This is a genomic window from Chitinophaga niabensis, from assembly GCF_900129465.1.
Taxonomy (GTDB): Bacteria; Bacteroidota; Bacteroidia; order Chitinophagales; family Chitinophagaceae; genus Chitinophaga; species Chitinophaga niabensis.
Genome location: NZ_FSRA01000001.1, coordinates 1,972,622 through 1,992,353, shown reverse-complemented (window position 1 = coordinate 1,992,353; position 19,732 = coordinate 1,972,622). Strand labels below are relative to the sequence as shown.

Sequence of the window (19,732 nt, the reverse complement as noted above, 5' to 3'; positions counted from 1 at the left end):
AATATTATTTATTCTCCAGGAATGCGGCCAGGATCAGGCCTATTTTTTCGAATTCGATCAGAAACCCGTCGTGGCCGTAAGGGGAGTCTATCTCGTGGTAGCTGGTGTTGTGCATGTTCTCTGCCAGCAACTGTTGTTCTTCCGGTGGGCAAAGGATGTCGCTGGTGATGCCGATGAGCAGGGTTTTCTGTTCTATCCGGCTGAGGGCGGTTTCAACATCCTGGTGGCGGCCACGGGCAATATTGTGGCTGTCCATAGCTTTGGTGAGGAGCCAGTAGCTTTGGGCGTTGAAACGTTTTACCAGTTTATCTCCCTGGTAATTGATATAGGAAGAGGCTTTGAAGTTGTCTGTTTTCTCTTTATCCGGGTCCGTTTGGGCACGCATGAAGGTCCGGTAGTTGCGGTAGGTGAGCATACCGATAGCCCTGGCGGCTTTGAGGCCACGTGCCCCGGCATCTTTTCTTGGTTGCTCCCAGGTATCGTCTGCTTCAATGGCGAGCCTTTGCGAGGTATGCACGGCAATGCCCCAGGCACTTTCAGCGGCGCCGGTGCAAAGTAAAAAGAGCCTGTTGATCCGCTCAGGTTCCATCAGCGCCCATTCCAGCACCTGGTAACCTCCCATGGAACCACCTACCAGCAGATGAATGCGGGCGATGTTGAGATGCCGGCGCAGCAGGATATGGGCCTGAACGATATCGCGGATGGTAACGGTAGGGAAGCTCCGGTAATAAGGCTGCCCGGTGTTCTGATCTATAGTCAGCGGGCCGGAGGTACCATAACAGGAGCCCAGGATGTTGGCGCAGACAATGAAATGTTTTTGCGGATCTATCACGCGGCCTTCCCCGATCAGGCCCTTCCACCAGTCAGCCACATCGGAATTGGCGGTCAGCGCATGGCATACCCAAACCACATTGTCGCCCTGTTCATTGAGCGTACCGTAAGTGTGATAAGCGATCTGTAAGGAGGGGAGTACCTCGCCGGATTCCAGGTGAAAAGGCTGATGATAATGAAAGACTTGCAATGACAACTACATTTTCAATTTGCGCAAACCTACAAATTCAATTACGAATTGTCAATTTGTAATTATGAATACGATTCGTCATACCGAAATTTTTAATGTATAAGCGTTATCTTTGGGGTCGATTAGAAAAATATCAGTAACACATGAAGATCGCTTTAAAACGTATTGACGACGGGTTTAACATGGAAGCTGTGGACGAGCAGGGCCACAAGGTATTGATGGATTCCTCCATTGAAAATGGCGGTAAGAACAACGGCATACGCCCCATGCAGATGCTTATCATGGGATTGGGAGGCTGTTCCGCTATTGATGTGGTGATGATCCTGAAAAAGCAGCGCCAGGAGATCACGGACTTCCGTATTGAGATCGAAGCAGAGCGTGAGAAAGGAAAGGAGCCCTCCCTGTGGGAAAAAGCGCACATCGTGTTCCACCTCAGTGGCAATATTGATGCAGACAAAGCGGCACGCGCCGTGGAACTGTCTGTAAACAAATATTGCTCCGTTGCCGAAACACTCCGCCAGGGTAAAACACAACTTACCTGGGAAGTGAAGCTCAACGAAGGCTGATATTATTCAAATTATTTTTGACAAGTACTAATGAGCAAGAAGAACAAACCAACATACCATCCGGAAACGCAGGCCATCAGGATCCAATCTGAACGTACATCACATAAGGAACACAGCGGGCCGTTGTACCTTACTTCCAGTTTTACCTACGATAATGCAGAGCACATGCGCGCAGCCTTTGCTGACGAAAATGATGCTTATATCTATACCCGTTTTTCCAACCCTTCCGTAGAAGAGTTCATCAACAGGATGTGTGCCCTGGAAGGAGCCGAAGCCGGTTTTGCCACCGCATCCGGCATGAGCGCCGTATTCGGCAGCTTCATGGCTTTCCTGAAAACAGGCGATCATCTCCTGTCTTCCAGCTCCATCTTTGGTTCCACCCATACGGTGATCACGAAGTTCCTGCCTAAATGGGGCATTGAACATACGTACTTCGATATCACCCAACCGGAAACCATAGAAGCGCTGATCAAACCCAATACTAAAATGATCTTCGTGGAAACGCCTTCCAATCCCGGTCTGGATGTGATAGACCTGGAGGCGCTGGCTAAAATAGCGAAGAAGCATAAGGTGATCCTGAACGTGGATAACTGTTTTGCCACACCGGTATTGCAGAAGCCCATCGCTTTAGGCGTAGACCTCGTTACACATTCCGCCACCAAATGGATAGACGGCCAGGGCCGTGTGCTGGGTGGTGTGGTAGTTGGCCGTAAAGAGCTGGTGGATGAAGTATATGCCTTCTGCCGCAGCACGGGGCCGGCGATGTCTCCCTTCAACGCATGGGTACTGAGCCGCAGCCTGGAAACCCTGCATGTAAGGATGGCCCGCCACGCTGAAAGCGCTTTGGCTTTAGCCACTGCGCTGGAAAAGAACCCGCACCTGGAATGGGTGAAATATCCTTTCCTGCCCAGCCATCCCCAATATGCCATTGCAAAGAAACAAATGTCTGCCGGCGGCGGTATTGTTTGTTTTGAGATCAAAGGCGGATTGGAAAGAGGAGGCCGTTTCCTGGACAAGCTGGAACTGCTGAGCCTCACCGCTAACCTGGGAGACAGCCGCAGCATTGCCTCACATCCTGCATCTACCACCCATGCCAAGCTAAGCGAGGCTGAGCGGTTGAAAGTAGGGATCACACCAGGCCTTATCCGTATTTCCGTTGGCCTGGAACATTTGGGCGACATCCTGCAGGATATTGAACAAGCACTTGAAGCAAGTAAATAAGAACATATATGCGCTTTCTCCTTTGCCTTTTTTTAACAGCCTTATTAGCCTATGTGCTGGGAATATTCCTGGATTGGTGGTGCATTGCCATCGCGGCGTTTGTGGTGGCGCTTGCGTTCCCACAAACGCCGGCGAAGGCGTTCGGAAGCGGATTCCTGGGCGTATTCCTCTTATGGGGTATCATGGCCCTGATCATTGATTACCGCAACGATCATATCCTGGCCGGCAGAATGGGGGACCTGATCCTCAAACAACCTGGTTCCCCGGTTATCATGATAATCATAACAGCCCTGCTTGGCGGCATTGTAGGCGCAGTCAGCGCTTTATCCGGCAGTATGTTCCGCCCGGTCCGCAAAGCCAAAAGTTAAAATTGCTATAAACCATTTAGTGGCATATCTATCCAATAGCCATAACGGTTATTTTTGGCATATGACGAAACTTCTACTCCCTGCCCTGTTTGTTCTGTTGGCCATTGAAACCCACGCCGGTATAATACACGGCACTGTTACCAATCAAAAAGGCGAGGTACTGCCCTTTGCCACTGTAATGATCAAAGGCACCACCAATGGCACTACCGCCAATGCCAACGGCAGCTATCAGTTAGATCTGCCAGCCGGCCAGTACACCATCCTCTGCCAGTATATGGGCTATAAAAAGCAGGAAAAGGCCATACAGGTCACTACTGCTGCCCAGGAACTATCTTTTAGCCTGGAGCCTGTAAGTATGCAGATCCGTGAGGTGGTCGTGAAGTCCGGCGGGGAAGATCCTGCCTATGCCATCATCCGGAAGGCCATCAAAAAAAGATCATTCTATCAGAACCAGGTGAAAGCCTACACCTGCGATGCTTATATAAAAATGCTGGCCAAACTCCGTAATGCCCCCAAAAAGGTATTGGGCCAGAAAGTGGATGCGGAAGATCTCGGGCTGGACTCCACCCGCAAAGGGATCGTTGGTTTATCAGAATCCTACACCCGTTTAAATTACCGGCAGCCGGATATGAAAGTGGACGTACTTTCTTCCCGGCAAAGTGGTGGTGGATTAGGATTTAGTTTTCCCACCACTATCAGTTTCTATGATAATAACGTGGAAGCCATCACCTCGCAATTAGGCCCACGTGGTTTTATTTCGCCCATTGCAGAAACCGCCATGATGAATTATAAATACAGGCTGGAAGGTACTTTTATGGAAGATGGCAAACTCGTGAACAAGATCAAAGTGATACCACGCCGCAAATACGAACCCGTGTTTTCCGGTTACATCTATATCACGGAAGACGACTGGCGCATCCACAGCACAGACCTGATGCTTACGAAGGAATATCAACTGGAATTGCTGGACACATTGATCATCAGGCAAACACATGTGCCGGTGAATAATGAGGTGTGGCGCACGAAAGACCAGGTGGTATATGTGGCCATGAAGATGTTAGGCTTTGATGTAGCTGCTAATAACGTGAACGTATACTCTAACTACGACCTTAAACCTGTTTTTCCGAAAGGCTTCTTTAACAAAGTGGTGATGAAGTACGAAAAGGACGCAGCCGAACGCGATCTGAAATACTGGGATAGCATCCGTCCTGTTCCACTGGAAGTTGATGAGCAAAAGGACTTCCGCGTGAAAGACAGTGTAGCGCGTGTAAGAAGGGATTCCTCACGTTCCAGTTATCACCTGGACTCTTTGCGTAAAAAACCACAGCCGGTAAAGCTGGATGCCGTTCTGCTGAATGGTTTCGGGCATACCTGGTATTTCAAAAGAGACAGCAGTATTGCCACGCATTCCTTCCATAATCAATCCCTGCTCAAAGGTTTGAGTTACAATACAGTGGAAGGGGTTTCTTTAGCTATTACGCCATCTGTGACCTTCAGCCTGCCGAATAAACGATACCTGCAATGGCATAACTATGTGCGGTATGGCTTTAGTAATACACACCTGAATGCTTCCACGGGGCTAACCTTCTCCGGCGGAGGACGGGATGATTTCGGATCGCGGAATGTATGGAACATAGCAGGAGGGAAACGCATCTCCCAGTTCAATAAGGAAAACCCTATCGGGCCGATCGCTAACTCCCTGTATACCCTGCTGGGGAAGCAGAATTACATGAAGTTATATGAGAACTGGTTCGGTTCATTGAACTTCAACCGCAACTTCCAGAATGCGATGAAGCTGAATGTGAATGTTACTTATGAGGACCGGATACCTTTGGAGAACACTACCGACTATGTACTCTTTAAGAACGCCGGCAGGACCTTTACGCCTAATCATCCGGAAGAGTTAGCGCATCTGCCTTTCGAAAAAGAACAGGTACTAACGCTAACGGGTGCACTGAGTTATCAGCCCGGGCAGAAATTCATTGAGTACCCGAAATATAAAATGCCTATTGGTTCCAAGTATCCCACTTTTACGCTGATGTACACCAAAGGCTTTATAGACGGCGATTTCGACAAATGGAAATTATCTGTTCATGACGATATGAATTTCAAGCTCTTCGGTGCATTGTCCTATAAATTCACCACAGGAGGTTTCCTGAACAATAAGAAAGTGAGCATACCTGATCTGCAACACTTTAATGGTAACCAAACCTTTTACAACACCAAATATGTAAACAGCTTCCAGTTAGCGCCTTATTATCAGTATAGTACATCGGCGAACCTGTATGCAACAGCGAATGTGGAGCATCATTTCAACGGTTTGCTGACGAATAAGATACCCTTGTTCAACCGGCTGAAATGGAACCTGGTAGCAGGGTCTAATGCCTTTTATGTGAACAGGAACAATAATTATGTAGAAGTATTTGCGGGCCTGGAAAACATCTTCAAGGTGATACGGGTAGATGTGGTGGCAGGCTATCAAAGCCAGTTGCCTACGCGTGTAGGGGTGAGGGTAGGGTTTGGAGGGATCCTGGGAAAGGCGTTCCAGTTTGAGTAAAAAGAGTACGTTATACGTTTTAAGATAATTTTGCAATGGATCGCTGAGTATAACCTCATGGAATATGTCCATAAAGAAAAAATCCTTAATTAGTTTAGCAAACAGCAGTCCAATTCCGCTGACGTTACTAAACTAATTAAGGACTGTACAAAGGTAATAGAAAAGCATTAATTTACCAATACAATGCCTTCATCTTATAATGTAAGAGCTGACCTAAAAGGCCAGCTCCTGCATAAATTCCCGGATTATTTCTGACGGTATCGCCAACGTACTTGTACGGCTATACCTTGCAATATTGATCCCCATAAAATTACCTGCTGCATCGAACACAGGGCCGCCGCACTGGTTAGGTGCCAGGAAGGCATCGTGTGCAAAGACCCTTTCAAATCCATCTCTGCGTGAGCTTTTGCCACCGGCAAACATTTCGGCCGGGTGGGTGGCTGGTATCTTTGGTTTTTCGTCCAGCACAACCTGTTTCGTATAAATACTTCCTTCTCTTTTCAGGCTGATGGTAATTGTATCGCCCGGCCAGGATTGCTGTAATGCTGCAGTGAAATTTTCAGCTTTATGGAGCGTAACATTATTGATACTGATCACCTCGTCGCCCACCTTAAGATCATTGGCCGCAGCAGGGGAGTTCTTACGTACAAAGGTGAGCAACAATGGCCCGCTTTTTTGTGCGATGGAGGCGCCCAGGAAACCGGTGCTGTTAATTTTGGGCAGGCTGAATGGCAGGGTGCTTACTATGCTTACCGCATTGGCTGTATCTAAACGCGGACTTACCAGGAACTGGCCAAGTTGTTTGAAAGAGATGCTGTCCGGTTTTACTTTTGCGAGGCTAATGCCGTCTTTAACAGGAGCATCCATTTTTAGCAGCACCAGGTCTTTTTCCCTGTCGCGGCGTATAATAGCAGCTTTAAAGGTTTTGTTATTTATGTGTATCACCGGTTCACTGCCTACCATAGAGCTTTTGCTTATTACATAAAATGGGCTGATCACTGTTCCGTAGATATTCTCTTGCTTATCCTTTACCTGGCTGGTAATAAGCAGGCAGGCGTTTTTAGCGGTGCTGAAAGCAGGAGGGGTGTTTACCCGCATTTGCAAGGGATCTTTACCCACATTATCCGCATTAGCAGGAAAGGCATTGTATTTCTTTGCAGTGGCCAGTGCCGTTCTGTATTTACGAAAAAGGTCCACAGGTATTTCATAGTTCAGCGATTCTTCTACGCTGATAGCACTGTGTATGCCAATCACACGCCCCAGCTCATCAAAGAGCGGCCCGCCGGAGTCGCCGGGTTCCATGGCGCAGGTGGATTGCAGGAAGCCACGCTCATTGCCGAGGCTGGTGATGATCCCCAAACGCACACCTGGCAGTGCCTGGTTCAATGATTCAGGATATGCTATGCTGATGCAGGGTTGGTTGAGCTGTAGCGAAGAGGAATACCCCATCTCTGCATACGGCCAGGTGCCGGGTGTAATGATCTTCATCATAGACACATCCGGTATGGTGGGATCGTCCGCCATTTCTATTTTACCCAATGCCAGGGCAATAGCTTCCTTACCATCGGGGAACATTACCCTGTATGTTTTACCAGGTGTGGAAGTATGTGCTGCAGTAAGGATGTCTCCCTCAGCACTTACTACCACGGCGCTGAACTGGGCGCTCATTTGTTGTTTGGTGGCAGTATCATAACCCCACATGCGTACGCTGGCAGGCCAGGCTTTTGCTATCGCTTTCTGCATGGTGGTCTGGCCATATGCAATGGTGGAGGTAATGGTTAAAAAAATAACCAGCAGCCTGTATCTTTTCATATAGAAGAAAAAATTAAAAGCCCCGGAGAGGGGGCTTTGTTTTGAGAATATAATGATAGAAGGGATCAGTTTTTAAAGATCTCTGCCAGCTTTGTGTTCAGTTTTTCACCACGTACTTCAGTGGCAATGATCTTACCGTCCCTATCTACCAGGTAACAGGCAGGAACGCCTCTTACACCATACAGGCGGCCTACGGTATTGTTCCAGCCTTTCAGGTCAGATACATGTAGCCAGGGAAGACCATCTTGTTCGATCGCCTCTACCCAGGGTTCTTTTTTGGAATCCAGGGATACGGAGAGGATCTCAAACCCTTTGTCTTTATAGATCTTATACTGTTTCAGCATATTGGGGTTCTCTGCGCGGCAGGGGCTGCACCAGCTGGCCCAGAAGTCGATCAGTACCACTTTGCCTTTGAGGCTGGCTAGTGAAATTGGTTGACCGTTTACGTCGTTCTGTGTAAAGGCCGGGGCGGGTTTGCCAACTGCGGTAAGGCGCTCAGCGTCTATACGCTGTTGCAGTTCCTTAGCCATATCCAGTTTCTGCAGATCTTTGTTCAGTCCGCTGAGTATTGTTTGTGCGGTAGCCATATCCGTGTACATGCCTGCTGATTCAGAGAGCCCTACAAGGGAGAAAAAGGAATTGGGATTAGCTTTGGCAAACGCTATCATTTTCTCGCCTCTTTGTTTCCTTAGTTCCATTTGTTTAGCATTAAGCGCCTGCATGAATTCGGGGTCTTTTCTGTCTTCAGGAGATGCCTGGGCATACTCTTTCTGGTACATGGCAGTCAGCTCCATGATGGAGCCGCCGATGGCCTTATTATATGCGGCATGCTCATCGTATATTTTAGAACCGGTAAACATGGCTGTGCTTAATGAGTCTTTGGAGCTTACTTTGATCTGTTCAGGTCCGAAATAAAAATAGATCACATCGGCGCCGGGAGAATAAATGGAAAAAGGTTTGCCTTTTCCTTCATGATCGAGGGACATACGGGCGGTAGTCTGACCGGAAACGGCGCCCTTGAATGTAAATACGCCGTTTATCACATTAGCGGAGTCTTCCTTACCGTGTCCGCTGGCATCTGAATAATCAATATAAACTTTGGCTGGTTTATCCAGGTTACCAAGTTTGCCGGTTATGCTGAAGTTGGATGTTTGTGCAAAAGTCAACACAGGAGCTGATAACGCTAAGAGTAAGAATCTGAATTTCATGTAATTGCTGGTTTATCTATATGATAAAGCACAATGCTGCCTTTTTCTTAGCGTTTTTGTATGAAAAATGTGGAAATAAGCCCCGCCGGGATCATACCTGTGTTTTAACTACATCCCTGAGACCTGTTCTCCCGTTTCCTTTTACTTCTCCCTGTTTCTTGTCAGATCCGCTTTTATTTGACTGTTCGCCTGCCTGGATCAGGAATTGATAGTTGCCTTTTTCTAAAACTTCAAACCGGATGGATCCATCTGTGTCAATGGTCAGATTGCTCAGGTTCCCCCCGGGATTTTTTCCGCCTTTTACTACGATACCGCCGATCGGTTGCCCGGGAAGTGCCATTTGTGCTGTGTCGCTGCGTTTTAGGCCTTTTTCACTAATGCTTTTGCCCTGTGGTTCGTTCTTACGACCGCCGGTGTATGTTCTTGTTTCCAGCTCAGTTGATTCCTGTCTTTTTACTCCCTGTTCACTAATACTTTTACCCTGTGGTTGGCCAGGCATTTCAAGGGTAAACCTGTAAATACCGGGCTCCAGATCGTTCAATTCAAACGTTCCGTTATGATCGCTTACGGCCGTTATTAGATTTCCACCCGGATTTTTGCCGCCCTTTACCACAATTCCGCCAATGGGCGAGCCCGGCATTGCTTGTCCATACATAGGATTTTGCCCGGAAAGACCGCCATTTTCAAATAAAGGGTTTCGTGTTGTATCTGCCGTTCCTGAGCGTTTGCTTCTACCTCCTATGCGGAAGCTCAGACCCGCGCTAAGCATGTATGAACGGTAATTTATTTCCGAAGGTTGTACTGTCATTTTCCCTGAACTTAACTGCGCAGGTTCATAAGTATGATCCGCGTTATAACCGCCGGCTGGTTCTAATTTCCTTTGCCCTGTTGTTATTTTGGGCCCAAGGTTCAAACCGGCAGCGGTATAAATGCTGATTGTTTTTGCCAGCGGAAAACTGATCTTTAGCTGTGGGATCGTTACAAAGCCGGTCCTCTTTACTTCCGGCAGATCAGAAAGTTTAACGGTTTGTTGGGTGCCGTTGTTTGTAATAGTGGTGGTTTGTGCAAAACCCTTTTGTGAGAAGTTGAAATAACCACCGCTAATGGAGGGCGATAGCACAAGCGCTCCTAATGAAAGGCCGGCCTGTAAGCCCAGGTGCGCAGTAAAGCCTGCACTGGATCCGTTTTGAGCATTGGAAATGCTCAGGTTGCCGCTGTATAGTTTGTATTCATCCCGAAGTTTATCGACGTTTGGCGCCAGGTTTTTGGCTGTAACATATGTGCCTCCGGCCAGGATACCGATTGTAAACCTGTTATTGGCCTTACTCAGAAAAGGCACCAATACATCTGCCTGTATATTAGAACCATTTCCCAGGTAACTCTTGTCCTTTACAGCAGGCAACGTATTATTAACTCCTCCGCCTGCGGAAACTACTATTTGTTGTTGTGGAAATGCTGTTGCCACTTTGGCTGACAGGAGAATTAAAAGCAGGATCTTTCTCATGGTATGTTGATTTAGGACCATTAAACGGATAATCGTCTTAATATCAACCCGGGGTATATTTTGTTACCAGCTTTTTAGCAGTTATTTCTGCTCTGCTATAAACTTCAGTAATAAGGGGAAGGCCGGCGCCGTCATATTATGGCCAAAGCCCTGCAATTCATACAGTGTTGTTTTCTTATGACCTGCCAGCTTCATCATCCGTGCCCAGTAGGCATTTTCTTCATACCTGCCCAACATTTCCATTTCCCGGTCGCCGGTAATGAGGAGTATCGGCGGGGCATCTGCCCTTACATGGTATAACGGTGCGTATTTATCAATAGTGGGCTGGATGTCTTTGATGCCCTGCTCTTTGCGGATGGTAAAATGCGTGATAGCCTGGGAACTCAGGGAAATAAGCCCGGCTATCCTGTTCGCATCTATCTGGTATTTAGCGAGGTATTCTTTATTGAGCGTGACCATGCTGCCTAAATAAGCTCCTGCAGAATGGCCGGAGATAAAGATCCGGTTGGTATCTCCGTTATATGCTGCAATGTGTTTGAAGGCCCAGGCAATGGCCGCTGCTGCATCTTCAATGTAAGCGGGCGCCTGCACTTTGGGAGAAAGGCGGTATTTAACACCTATGATGGCCAGCCCTTTCCCTTTTAAAGCTTCGGGGATCTCTTTGTTGCCCCCGGTAATGCCACCGCCGTGGAACCAGACCACCGTGCTGAAGTTTTTGACATTGGTGGGATAATAGATATCCAGTACACACTGCTGTTCCATATAACTGTCTGCAGCGGTGCTATAATAAGGGATGTTCTCTTTTGTCTTGTAATCCTGCGCAAATACCACACAGGGGAGGAATAAAAATAATAACAGCTGTTTCATAAGTTAAGCCCATAAAAAAACGAGGCCTTGTAAGGTACCTCGTTTTTTATATTTTTTGATTGCTTGCCAGGATATAGTCGCAAATAACTTAGTAGCGGGCTACTCTTCTCTTTTCACTCCTTGCCTGGGAGTTACGGGAGGTCTTTGGATTGGGATTTCCACCAAAGAAATACGCGGCTAACCTATAAGCCCACAAACCAATGATCACAGCGAAGAAGTAGAAAACGTAAATACTCATATAGATTCATTTAAGGGGGTCAGGAAATATTGCATTCCACACTGTCCATTTGTGTTAATGTTATGGTAATATTCCAATAGCGTGCCACAATTTTTGGTGGCAGATCGCATGCAAAAAGCTTATAAATGATGAATATTAATAAATTGTTATGGTTTCCAATGGGTTAAAAGGAAGGGGATTTGTGGTAGTTCCTGTGGATAATTTTTTTGTGTAACTTTGCGGCGTCATGCTAAAAATGGCATGTCAGAAATTTTGTTCCACCGGCTTTGGTCCTTAAAATTTCACCATGGTATTACATAACAGATTGTCTGCCACCGAGCTAAAGGGCCGGTTAGCAGCAGAAACCTTTCAGCGCGTTACGGTCTCCTTTTACCAGTACGCCAAAATTGCAGACCCACAGGTCTTCCGGAACCAGCTTTACGAAGCACTATTTAAACTCCAGGTTTTCGGCCGCATTTACGTAGCAAATGAGGGAATAAATGCACAGGTGAGTATTCCTGCGCATCATTTTGAGGAATTTCGCCAGCATCTGGATGCCATTTCATTCCTGAAAGGCGTCCGGCTGAATATCGCGGTGGACGATAATGGAAAATCCTTCTGGGTATTAAAGATAAAAGTGCGGGAAAAGATCGTGGCGGACGGCATTACCGATCCGGCATTTGATATGGATAACCGGGGCAAATATGTGAATGCCAGGGAATTTAATGAACTGACGGCAGACCCGGATACGGTGGTCATAGACATGCGGAACCATTATGAATTTGAGGTGGGGCATTTTGACAATGCCTTAGAGGTGCCTTCTTCCACATTCCGGGAACAGTTACCGATGGCGGTGGATATGATGAAGGACCAGAAGGAGAAGAACATCATTATGTATTGTACCGGCGGGATCCGTTGCGAAAAGGCGTCTGCCTACATGTTGCACCAGGGGTTTAAAAATGTGTTCCACCTGGAAGGTGGTATTATTGAATATACTAACAAAGCAAAGGAGTGGGGCTTACCCAATAAGTTCCGCGGAAAGAACTTTGTGTTTGATGAACGCCTTGGAGAAAGGATCAGTGATGAAGTGATCAGCCAGTGCCATCAATGCGGTGAACCCTGCGATGATCACACCAACTGTGCGAACGAAGGATGTCACCTGTTATTTATCCAGTGCGCTAAATGTGCAGCGAAATACAATGGATGTTGTAGTGAAGCATGTACTGCCGTGCTGGCTTTACCTGAGGAAGAACAGGCGGAGATGCGGAAAGGGATAGATAAGGGATTGATGTTGTTCAACAAGCGGAAGTGGGACCGCAGTGGAGATAGCACGAAGTAGGGATAAAAATCTATGATATTTTGCTAAATTTTGTAGCAAATGTTATCCCGATATGTTGACCTTCTCCCAGGAAATATGGCTTAAGATACTGGAGGGTGCGATAATAGGCGTACCTGTACTGGTAATCGGATCTTTGATCATTAAGAACCTCCGGGCAAAACCAGATGCCCTTGCAGAACTTACAAAACATCTTGCTTCCTGCATCCATTCCATCAACTGGCTTTGCTGGTCTGTACAGCACAGTCCTGCTGCGATAAGAGGGAATATTAAAACCTACAATTCGGAAATGCACAAGCAGTTGAGTGACCTGATGGCTTCCCGTGTTCTGCTGGCGGTACAGCATGCAGCGCGATACAATACCCTTGCCCCGGTGATGGCCAAAGTGCTGGCACTGGATTGGAAAGTAGGGAAGGTGGTAGCGGGTTGCCTGAGCCTGCATCCCCTGCAGGAAGCTGCCGCCCAGAAAGAACTGATCAATTGCCATAACGAAGCGGTAGAGCTGGATAAGGAATTATTGAAGATCGTAAGTGATATGCTGCAGGTAAAAGAATGATCATCTTTTGAGGTACCTGTTATTCAATATCTTCTCCATCACTTCATCCTTTAAATTCCTGCTGATAGGAATGTGATGCGGCCCTAACAGTAATTCATTTCCTTCTATACTATCTATTTTATCCAGGGCTACGATGAAGGACTTGTGTACTTTCACGAACTGGTCTGCCGGCAGGTAATCTTCCACACCTTTAAAAGTGAGGTAAGTGATGAATTTGCGGGACGAAGTGTGGATGGCCACATAATTCTGCAAGGCCTCTGCATAGAGGATATCCTGGTAGGCGATCTTTTCCAGTTTATTATCGCACTTGATGAAGAAGTATGAAGTAGTGTTCTTCTGCTGATTCTTTGCTTTCAGCACTGCTTTCATGAAGCGCTCAAAGGAAATGGGCTTCACAAGGTAATCCAGTACATTCAGTTCAAAACTTTCCACGGCATAATCCGGATAGGCGGTGGTGAAGATCACCTGTGGCGGCTGGGGCAGTGAACGCAGGAATTCAATTCCCGTCATGCGGGGCATCTGGATATCCAGGAACATCAGGTCTACCTGTTCCTGCTGCAGTATTTCGGCTGCTTTTACCGGAGAATCATATTCACCGGCGAGCTCCAGGAAACTCACGTCAGCGATGTATTCCTTCAGGCCTTTGCGGGCCAGCGGTTCATCATCAACTATGATACAGCGGATCTTCATGATATATCCAGTATTAGGGTGACAGTAAAAGTAGTGCTGTTGTCTGAAATATCCAATGTATACTTATCCGGGTATAGCAGTTCCAGCCTTCTTTTCACATTGGCGAGCCCGATGCCGCCGGCCTCTTCTTTCCGTGTGCTGTGCTCTTTGGTGTTGTGTACGATTAACTGAAGTTTCCCCTGTTCTTTTTTGAGGGTGATATTAATTTCGTTTTGCTCATGGGCGGATACATGTTTGAATGCATTCTCTACGAAGGTGATCAGCAGGAGCGGGGCAATGCTGAAGTCCCTTACGTTTTCATCTGCATGAAAGCTGATCCTGTATTTTTCATCGTGCCTTAATTGCTGGATGGATACAAAGTTTTTAAGGTATTGGATCTCCTTCTCGATGTCTATCCTGTCTGTATTACAATCATACAGCTGGTAACGCAGCAGGTCAGAAAATTTCATCAGCGTTTCCCTGGCTTCTTTATTCTCTTTATTGATGAGGAAATAAATGGTGTTGAGGGAATTGAAGAGGGAATGAGGATTGATCTGTGCCCTCAGATATTGCAGCTCCTGTTCCGCGCCTGCTCTCAATGCACCCTGCAAACGGTGTAAGGTCCTTAATTGATCTATGTAGAATTTAATACCCGCGGCTGCACCTACCATGAAGAACAGGGGGATATACACATCGTATACCTGGCTGTTGAAGGTGGCATTGGGCCAGTGGGTAATACTGGAGGCATAGGGGGTAAGGATAAGGTTGAGTATTTTGATCACCAGGAAGCCGGTTACCAGTACCAATGCGGTAAAGCTTAAAAAGAACGCGAGGTATTGTTTGGTATACAGCTGCCGGGGGATCAATACATAATTGGTGAAGTATACAGCACCGGCCAGGGACAGTACTTTCAGAAGGCCGGCCAGGATAGTGGGCAACAGATCAGGATAGTCGTCTATTCTTAGTGTGATCCATACCACAAAGAAGGCCAGCCAGAAGAATACATGGTGCAGTCGCCATTTTATGATCCGGGAGAATACTTTCATACGGTATTTAAGGTAATGAAAAAAGGCAGCAAATGTTGCCTTTTTTCAATATTACTTCTCTACTGTATAATTCAGTTCCGTAACACCACTGCTGAATTGCCGGGTAGTGGGTAACAGATGTAGTTTTATTTTGTCTTTAATGTCTGTAAACAAGGGGATTCCCTGTCCAAGAATAATTGGATTTAAAAATAGCCAGAAGCCATCGATCAAGTGCTGCTGAATAAGTGAATGTGTTGCAGTGGGACTGCCAAAAAGCAGGATATCATTGCCTGGCTGTTGTTTTATCTCATTTATTTTGTCCGCAAGGTTGTTGTTAATAATGGTGGTGTTAGTTAACCCTGTGTCTTTCATTGTTTTTGATAAAACAACTTTGTGCACATTTTTATACCACTTTGAATGCTCAATATCGTGTTTGGATGCTGTGGGGCTGTCTCCTGCGGTGGGCCAGTAACTTTCCATCATCTCGTAAGTTGTTCTTCCGTATAAGGCAGTATCGCCTTCGCTGATCCGCTTACCAACATGATTGAAAATTTCTTCGTCCACTTTAACCCAGTCCAGTTCTCCGTTCGGGCCTGCAACAAAGCCGTCAAGCGATACGTGCATAAATGAAATTACTTTTCTCATATAGTTTTGTTTTTATTTTAGAAATCTGAACCTTTGGTTAGCACTCCGTCCATGAATACTTCATATGTTTTACCATCTTCTGTAATCTCATGTTTTACGGGCAGCAGTTTACCATCTCCATCCATTACACCTGTTGTTCTCACATTTTCGCTGTTCCATATCCAGGTATTATTATGAATGGTAAGCGTACCCATGGAAAAACTACCATCCGGGTTAAAATTGTAACTATCAAAGCCACCTGTTTTTGCGTTGTAACCGGTAATTTCCATTCCTCCGAAGCCATTTTTATCACGAATGCCATAGGCGATATGAAGGAGGAAATTTCCATCCGGAGACCATTGCCATACATCACTGCCAATCACTTTTGAGGCTGGCTGGCCATTCCGTGCATGGATGTTTGTTTGCGTTATCCAGCGCCCTGCAATTTTATTCAGAAGCGCTTTCTTTTCTTTGGGAATAGCTTTGTTCTCTAAAGTTCCAGGAGCTTTTTCTACTCCCCGGAATCCTGTGGAGAAAAGTAATGCAAGCGCAATACCCGTGGCTGAGATTACTTTATTCATTTGCATATAGTGTTTATAAGTGTATTCTTATTTCTTCTTTTTCTGGATTTTATCCAGGTAACCTTCCAATGCGTCGAATTTATTGTCCCAATATTTTCGGTATTGATTTACCCAGTCTGTGACTTCATTGAGTTTTTCGAATTTTGCTTCGCAATATCTTTCCCTGCCTTGCTGTTTGATCACAATAAGGCCACAATCGTTAAGGAATTGGACATGTAATGAAACTGCCTGCCGGGTCATATCAAACTCCCTGGCAATAGCATTAACATTAAGGGTTTTCCCAGCCAGCATTCCTATGATCTGCCTGCGGGTGGGATCTGCTATGGCCTGGAAGATGTCTCTCGTTTGTTTCATAATGCGCAAGTGATTTCTTGCAAATATATGCGCAAGTTTTTAATTGCGCATATTTATTTTTAAAGTACTGAAAATCAATATTTATTTTTTTTTACTTTCGTCCCTCAATTTCGGTCCCTAACCTATAGCATCTACAACCAAATGAAGAGCATATCCTTATTTATGAAATTGGTACGCTGGCCAAACCTGTTTTTTATTTTGCTGACGCAGTTCCTGTTCCAATATTGTGTAATTAATCCCCTGATGTTGCGATATGGAATAGGGCTCCTGGTGGATATCCGGAATTTCATATCTATTGCGGCAGCTTACCAGCTGATTGCAGCAGCCGGTTACATCATCAATGATTATTTCGATGTTCCCATTGATATCATCAACAAACCTCATAAAGTTTTCATAACACGGGGGATCAGTAAAAGAACAGCGCTTACGCTGTATATAGGGATGAACATATTAGCTGTATTGCTGGGTACAAGGGTGAGCCTGTTGCTTTCCAATCCTTTACCAGTGATCTGCGTGCTCATGTCCATCCTTTTATTGTACCTGTACTCAGCGTTCCTGAAGAAGAGTTTCCTGGCCGGGAATATCGTGGTTTCCGGCATTACGGCATCTGCATTGCCCGTGCTTTTAATGATAGTGGAACAAATGTCGCGGATGCCTGCAAAGGCTTCGCGTTATCTGCAGATAGCCACGTTATTATATACGGGATTCGCATTCCTGCTCTCATTTGCGCGGGAGGTCATAAAAGATATGGAGGATGTGGAAGGGGACAGGCTTCATGGGGGAAATACGATGGCGATCGTGTTAAGTGATGGAGTGGTCCGTTACATTGTGACGCTGAACCTTTTTTGCATGATCATCCTCCTTGCTGTTATACAACCTTATTTGTGGGAGCAGAATTTATGGACGAGGCTACTGTCTGTTTACACCATCCTGCTGGTGATAGCGCCATTGATACGGATCATACTGAAAGTATTCAAAGCAAAAGCCTGCGCTGATTATAACCGCCTGAGCGGAAGCATCAAAATAGTGATGCTGATGGGCATCTTGTCTATGTTGTTTGTTCAATTCATTTAAAAGGAGGATTTATGTACTGGTTGCAATTTGGTGCGGGAATTATTTTTCGGGTTATCAGGATCACCGTCAGCCGTAAGCGGGAGGCGGCCTGGGCAACCGAAAATGTGTCTGCACTGGAATCAGCGTATGGTGCGCGTTTACGGGAGGATGCCCGCAGGAACATTATAAACAGCTACAGTATCTATGTGCCCATGATCGTGCGGGCGTTCAGTAATTTGCGTGGGCGTAAGGTGTCTGAGGGAGAGCGGGAGCGGATGCTGCATTATTTTATCTGCAGTACTACATTCGATGATTTTACGGATAGGGCAGAGCTGTCACAGGAAGAATTGTATAACATCGCTTACATGCCTGAATCTTATATACCAAAGCGGATAGAAGAGCAGGTGTTTTTGCATGCACATTCGTTGCTCAGTCAATTTGTAAAGCAAAAAGCCGCATATGGGGAGGCTACCCGTGGTTTGTTCCAGGCCCAGATAGATTCAGCCATGCAAACAGATAGCAGTATAACAGATGCAGATCTGTATCGCGTAACCATCGGAAAGGGAAGTTATGCGGTGCTGTTATGCAGCTTTTACCTGGATGAAGAAGTAAGCCCTGCTGAACGGCAATGCTGGTTTTACCTGGGAGGCATCATTCAACTTACCAACGACCTTTTTGATATCTGGAAAGACCTGCAGGCCGGCGTTCAGACATTACCCGTGAGAATGCGGGATGCCTATGCATTCCATGCGTTTTTTATGGGCATGGTGAATAGCCTGGAAGCAGAGATCAATGCTTTAGATACATCCACAGAACGCAAACAGCAATTTTTGTTGGATATGATGGCGATCTGTTCTTTCGGAGAATTTGCTATCAGCCGGTTACAGGCTATTCAGCAGGGGCGGCCGGAACTTCCTGACTTCAAAGACCTGCCCCGCAAAGCATTTATTGTTGATATGGAAAAGCCTTCCGGTATCTGGCACTGTATGCGTTTTACCTGGCGGCGCTGTGTACAATGGCGGAAATTACACGGCAGCTCTAAACCGTTACCTGTATGAGGTTTAGTATGTTCTTCCTTTGCCTGGTGATGGGGTTGCAGGCCAGGGGGCAAACCTCCCGTCTTCTCAGGGAAATAGCCGCGGACCAGGTGGCTGAAGATAGTTTCTATTATTGCGGAATGTTTCGGAGCTTTCGGTATTATGGCAATCTGCAGGGGAAAAAGAAGGAGGATAACAATATATTCTTCACCGGCCTGATTGCCTTCACCTTAACGGAATTGCAAAACCGGTTTCGTGGAGAAGACAGTGTGCTTTGCCAGCAGATCCTTGCCCGTGCCCGTTCTTCTTTCAGGTATTTTCGCAATGGAACCCGCGCTACCTATAATTTCTGGAAAACAAACCCGGGCATCGTTTTTCCCAATTCCCGTTTCCTGGGGTTATTTAAAAAATGGCATACACTTCCGGATGATATCGATGATACTGTTATCCTGCTGATGGGCATGCAGGCAAACGATACTACGGCCCGTGCGGTGAAGTTGCTGATGGAGCAGCATGCCAATACTGTCCGGTACCGCATCCGGAATACCTTTCCGAAGTACAGGGATCTACCGGCTTATTCTACCTGGTTTGGCCGCAGTATGCCCATTGACTTTGACTTTTGCGTTTTAACGAATGCGCTTTACTTCAGTCATGCTTATGGCATGTTTAACGGGCGTTCTGATTCAGCCAGCGTTGCATTGCTGGATTCCTTTATCCGCCACCGTGAGTATGTTACACACCCTGCCTATATCTCCCCACATTACGGCAGAACGCCGGTGCTGATCTATCATATTGCCCGTTTGATGGGAACGTTTACGATCGCTTCCCTGGAGAAACACCGGGCACAGCTTATCGCAGATGCTACGGCTCAGCTTCGCATGGCGCAGGACCCGATGGACAGGGTGATCCTGTCTACCGCGCTGATATGGCTGGGAGGTACAGTGCCGGAGGGGCTTTCCTTAAATGATGATGGAGGAGATTTTGTTTTTTTTAAGGCGGGGTTTAATTCGCTTTTGCCTGATCCATACAAGCGGATCTTCAGTGGGTATCATGTGGTGACCTATTATTACCAATGCCCTGCGTATAACAAATTGTTGATGCTACAGCATCTTATGCTTCGGGAGCGGTAAGAAGGTTACTGGTGGCGTATTGTACT

The 19,732-nt window shown here is 46.5% G+C and carries 20 protein-coding genes; 9 read left to right on the top strand and 11 right to left on the bottom strand.

From position 1 onward, the window contains the following. Positions 1 to 4: 4 nt before the first annotated feature. Positions 5 to 1,021, bottom strand: coding sequence for a homoserine O-acetyltransferase MetX (metX, locus tag BUR42_RS07710; protein WP_143197482.1), 1,017 nt, complete (start codon positions 1,019 to 1,021; stop codon positions 5 to 7). A gap of 143 nt (positions 1,022 to 1,164) precedes the next feature. Here metX and BUR42_RS07705 point away from each other — a divergent pair, with 143 nt between their 5' ends. From BUR42_RS07705 to BUR42_RS07690, 4 genes are all read left to right on the top strand, one after another. After that, positions 1,165 to 1,587: an OsmC family protein gene (locus BUR42_RS07705; protein ID WP_074238674.1), complete on the top strand. Its 423-nt coding sequence runs from the start codon at positions 1,165 to 1,167 to the stop codon at positions 1,585 to 1,587. A 30-nt stretch (positions 1,588 to 1,617) separates the two neighbouring features. Continuing rightward, positions 1,618 to 2,808 (top strand): trans-sulfuration enzyme family protein, encoded by a 1,191-nt coding sequence (locus BUR42_RS07700; protein WP_074238673.1) that lies wholly within the window; start codon positions 1,618 to 1,620, stop codon positions 2,806 to 2,808. A gap of 8 nt (positions 2,809 to 2,816) precedes the next feature. Beyond that, the gene (locus BUR42_RS07695; protein ID WP_074238672.1) at positions 2,817 to 3,176 is read left to right on the top strand and encodes a hypothetical protein; all 360 of its coding nucleotides are present in this window, start codon (positions 2,817 to 2,819) and stop codon (positions 3,174 to 3,176) included. A gap of 61 nt (positions 3,177 to 3,237) precedes the next feature. Continuing rightward, positions 3,238 to 5,733 (top strand): DUF5686 and carboxypeptidase regulatory-like domain-containing protein, encoded by a 2,496-nt coding sequence (locus tag BUR42_RS07690; RefSeq protein WP_074238671.1) that lies wholly within the window; start codon positions 3,238 to 3,240, stop codon positions 5,731 to 5,733. A gap of 213 nt (positions 5,734 to 5,946) precedes the next feature. Here the strand turns inward: BUR42_RS07690 and BUR42_RS07685 are convergent, their stop codons facing one another. The 5 genes from BUR42_RS07685 to BUR42_RS29745 all read right to left on the bottom strand — a co-directional run bounded on the left by BUR42_RS07685 (position 5,947) and on the right by BUR42_RS29745 (position 11,362). Continuing rightward, positions 5,947 to 7,545, bottom strand: a complete 1,599-nt coding sequence (locus tag BUR42_RS07685; protein WP_074238670.1) for a trypsin-like peptidase domain-containing protein — start codon at positions 7,543 to 7,545, stop codon at positions 5,947 to 5,949. 65 nt (positions 7,546 to 7,610) lie between these two features. Next, positions 7,611 to 8,753, bottom strand: coding sequence for a TlpA disulfide reductase family protein (locus tag BUR42_RS07680; RefSeq protein ID WP_074238669.1), 1,143 nt, complete (start codon positions 8,751 to 8,753; stop codon positions 7,611 to 7,613). 91 nt (positions 8,754 to 8,844) lie between these two features. Next, positions 8,845 to 10,257 carry a carboxypeptidase-like regulatory domain-containing protein gene (locus BUR42_RS07675; protein ID WP_074238668.1) on the bottom strand — a complete coding sequence of 471 codons (1,413 nt, stop codon included), beginning with the start codon at positions 10,255 to 10,257 and terminating at the stop codon, positions 8,845 to 8,847. 81 nt (positions 10,258 to 10,338) lie between these two features. Further along, positions 10,339 to 11,124 (bottom strand): alpha/beta hydrolase, encoded by a 786-nt coding sequence (locus BUR42_RS07670; protein ID WP_074238667.1) that lies wholly within the window; start codon positions 11,122 to 11,124, stop codon positions 10,339 to 10,341. An 88-nt stretch (positions 11,125 to 11,212) separates the two neighbouring features. Continuing rightward, positions 11,213 to 11,362, bottom strand: coding sequence for a hypothetical protein (locus tag BUR42_RS29745; protein ID WP_159442233.1), 150 nt, complete (start codon positions 11,360 to 11,362; stop codon positions 11,213 to 11,215). Between the two features lie 286 nt (positions 11,363 to 11,648). Here BUR42_RS29745 and trhO point away from each other — a divergent pair, with 286 nt between their 5' ends. Then, complete coding sequence (gene trhO / locus BUR42_RS07665) at positions 11,649 to 12,680, top strand: oxygen-dependent tRNA uridine(34) hydroxylase TrhO (RefSeq protein WP_074238666.1); 1,032 nt, start codon at positions 11,649 to 11,651, stop codon at positions 12,678 to 12,680. A 52-nt stretch (positions 12,681 to 12,732) separates the two neighbouring features. Further along, on the top strand, positions 12,733 to 13,233 hold the full coding sequence (locus BUR42_RS07660) for a hypothetical protein (RefSeq protein ID WP_074238665.1): 501 nt from the start codon (positions 12,733 to 12,735) through the stop codon (positions 13,231 to 13,233). On the opposite strand, the gene BUR42_RS07655 is transcribed toward BUR42_RS07660, so the two are convergent. Genes BUR42_RS07655 through BUR42_RS07635 form a run of 5 tightly spaced genes read right to left on the bottom strand, consistent with a single transcriptional unit; the run spans position 13,234 to position 16,486 of the window. After that, complete coding sequence (locus BUR42_RS07655) at positions 13,234 to 13,923, bottom strand: LytR/AlgR family response regulator transcription factor (protein WP_074238664.1); 690 nt, start codon at positions 13,921 to 13,923, stop codon at positions 13,234 to 13,236. It abuts the gene before it with no gap. Then, complete coding sequence (locus BUR42_RS07650; RefSeq protein WP_074238663.1) at positions 13,920 to 14,948, bottom strand: sensor histidine kinase; 1,029 nt, start codon at positions 14,946 to 14,948, stop codon at positions 13,920 to 13,922. The genes BUR42_RS07655 and BUR42_RS07650 overlap by 4 nt, the downstream gene beginning before the upstream one ends. Before the next feature lie 51 nt (positions 14,949 to 14,999). After that, a complete protein-coding gene (locus BUR42_RS07645) occupies positions 15,000 to 15,572 on the bottom strand; it encodes a dihydrofolate reductase family protein (RefSeq protein ID WP_074238662.1) in 573 nt (190 codons plus the stop codon). Between the two features lie 17 nt (positions 15,573 to 15,589). Then, positions 15,590 to 16,132: a DUF1579 family protein gene (locus BUR42_RS07640; protein WP_074238661.1), complete on the bottom strand. Its 543-nt coding sequence runs from the start codon at positions 16,130 to 16,132 to the stop codon at positions 15,590 to 15,592. Positions 16,133 to 16,159: 27 nt separating this feature from the next. Further along, positions 16,160 to 16,486: an ArsR/SmtB family transcription factor gene (locus tag BUR42_RS07635; RefSeq protein WP_074238660.1), complete on the bottom strand. Its 327-nt coding sequence runs from the start codon at positions 16,484 to 16,486 to the stop codon at positions 16,160 to 16,162. 162 nt (positions 16,487 to 16,648) lie between these two features. On the opposite strand from BUR42_RS07635, the gene BUR42_RS07630 reads away from it, so the two are divergent. From BUR42_RS07630 to BUR42_RS07620, 3 genes are read left to right on the top strand one after another with little or no spacing between them, the layout of a single operon-like run. Beyond that, positions 16,649 to 17,560: a geranylgeranylglycerol-phosphate geranylgeranyltransferase gene (locus tag BUR42_RS07630; protein ID WP_159442232.1), complete on the top strand. Its 912-nt coding sequence runs from the start codon at positions 16,649 to 16,651 to the stop codon at positions 17,558 to 17,560. An 11-nt stretch (positions 17,561 to 17,571) separates the two neighbouring features. Beyond that, complete coding sequence (locus BUR42_RS07625) at positions 17,572 to 18,597, top strand: isoprenoid biosynthesis enzyme family protein (protein ID WP_074238658.1); 1,026 nt, start codon at positions 17,572 to 17,574, stop codon at positions 18,595 to 18,597. Continuing rightward, positions 18,594 to 19,706, top strand: a complete 1,113-nt coding sequence (locus tag BUR42_RS07620; protein WP_143197374.1) for a hypothetical protein — start codon at positions 18,594 to 18,596, stop codon at positions 19,704 to 19,706. Before BUR42_RS07625 ends, BUR42_RS07620 begins: the two co-directional genes overlap by 4 nt. Positions 19,707 to 19,732: the final 26 nt, after the last annotated feature.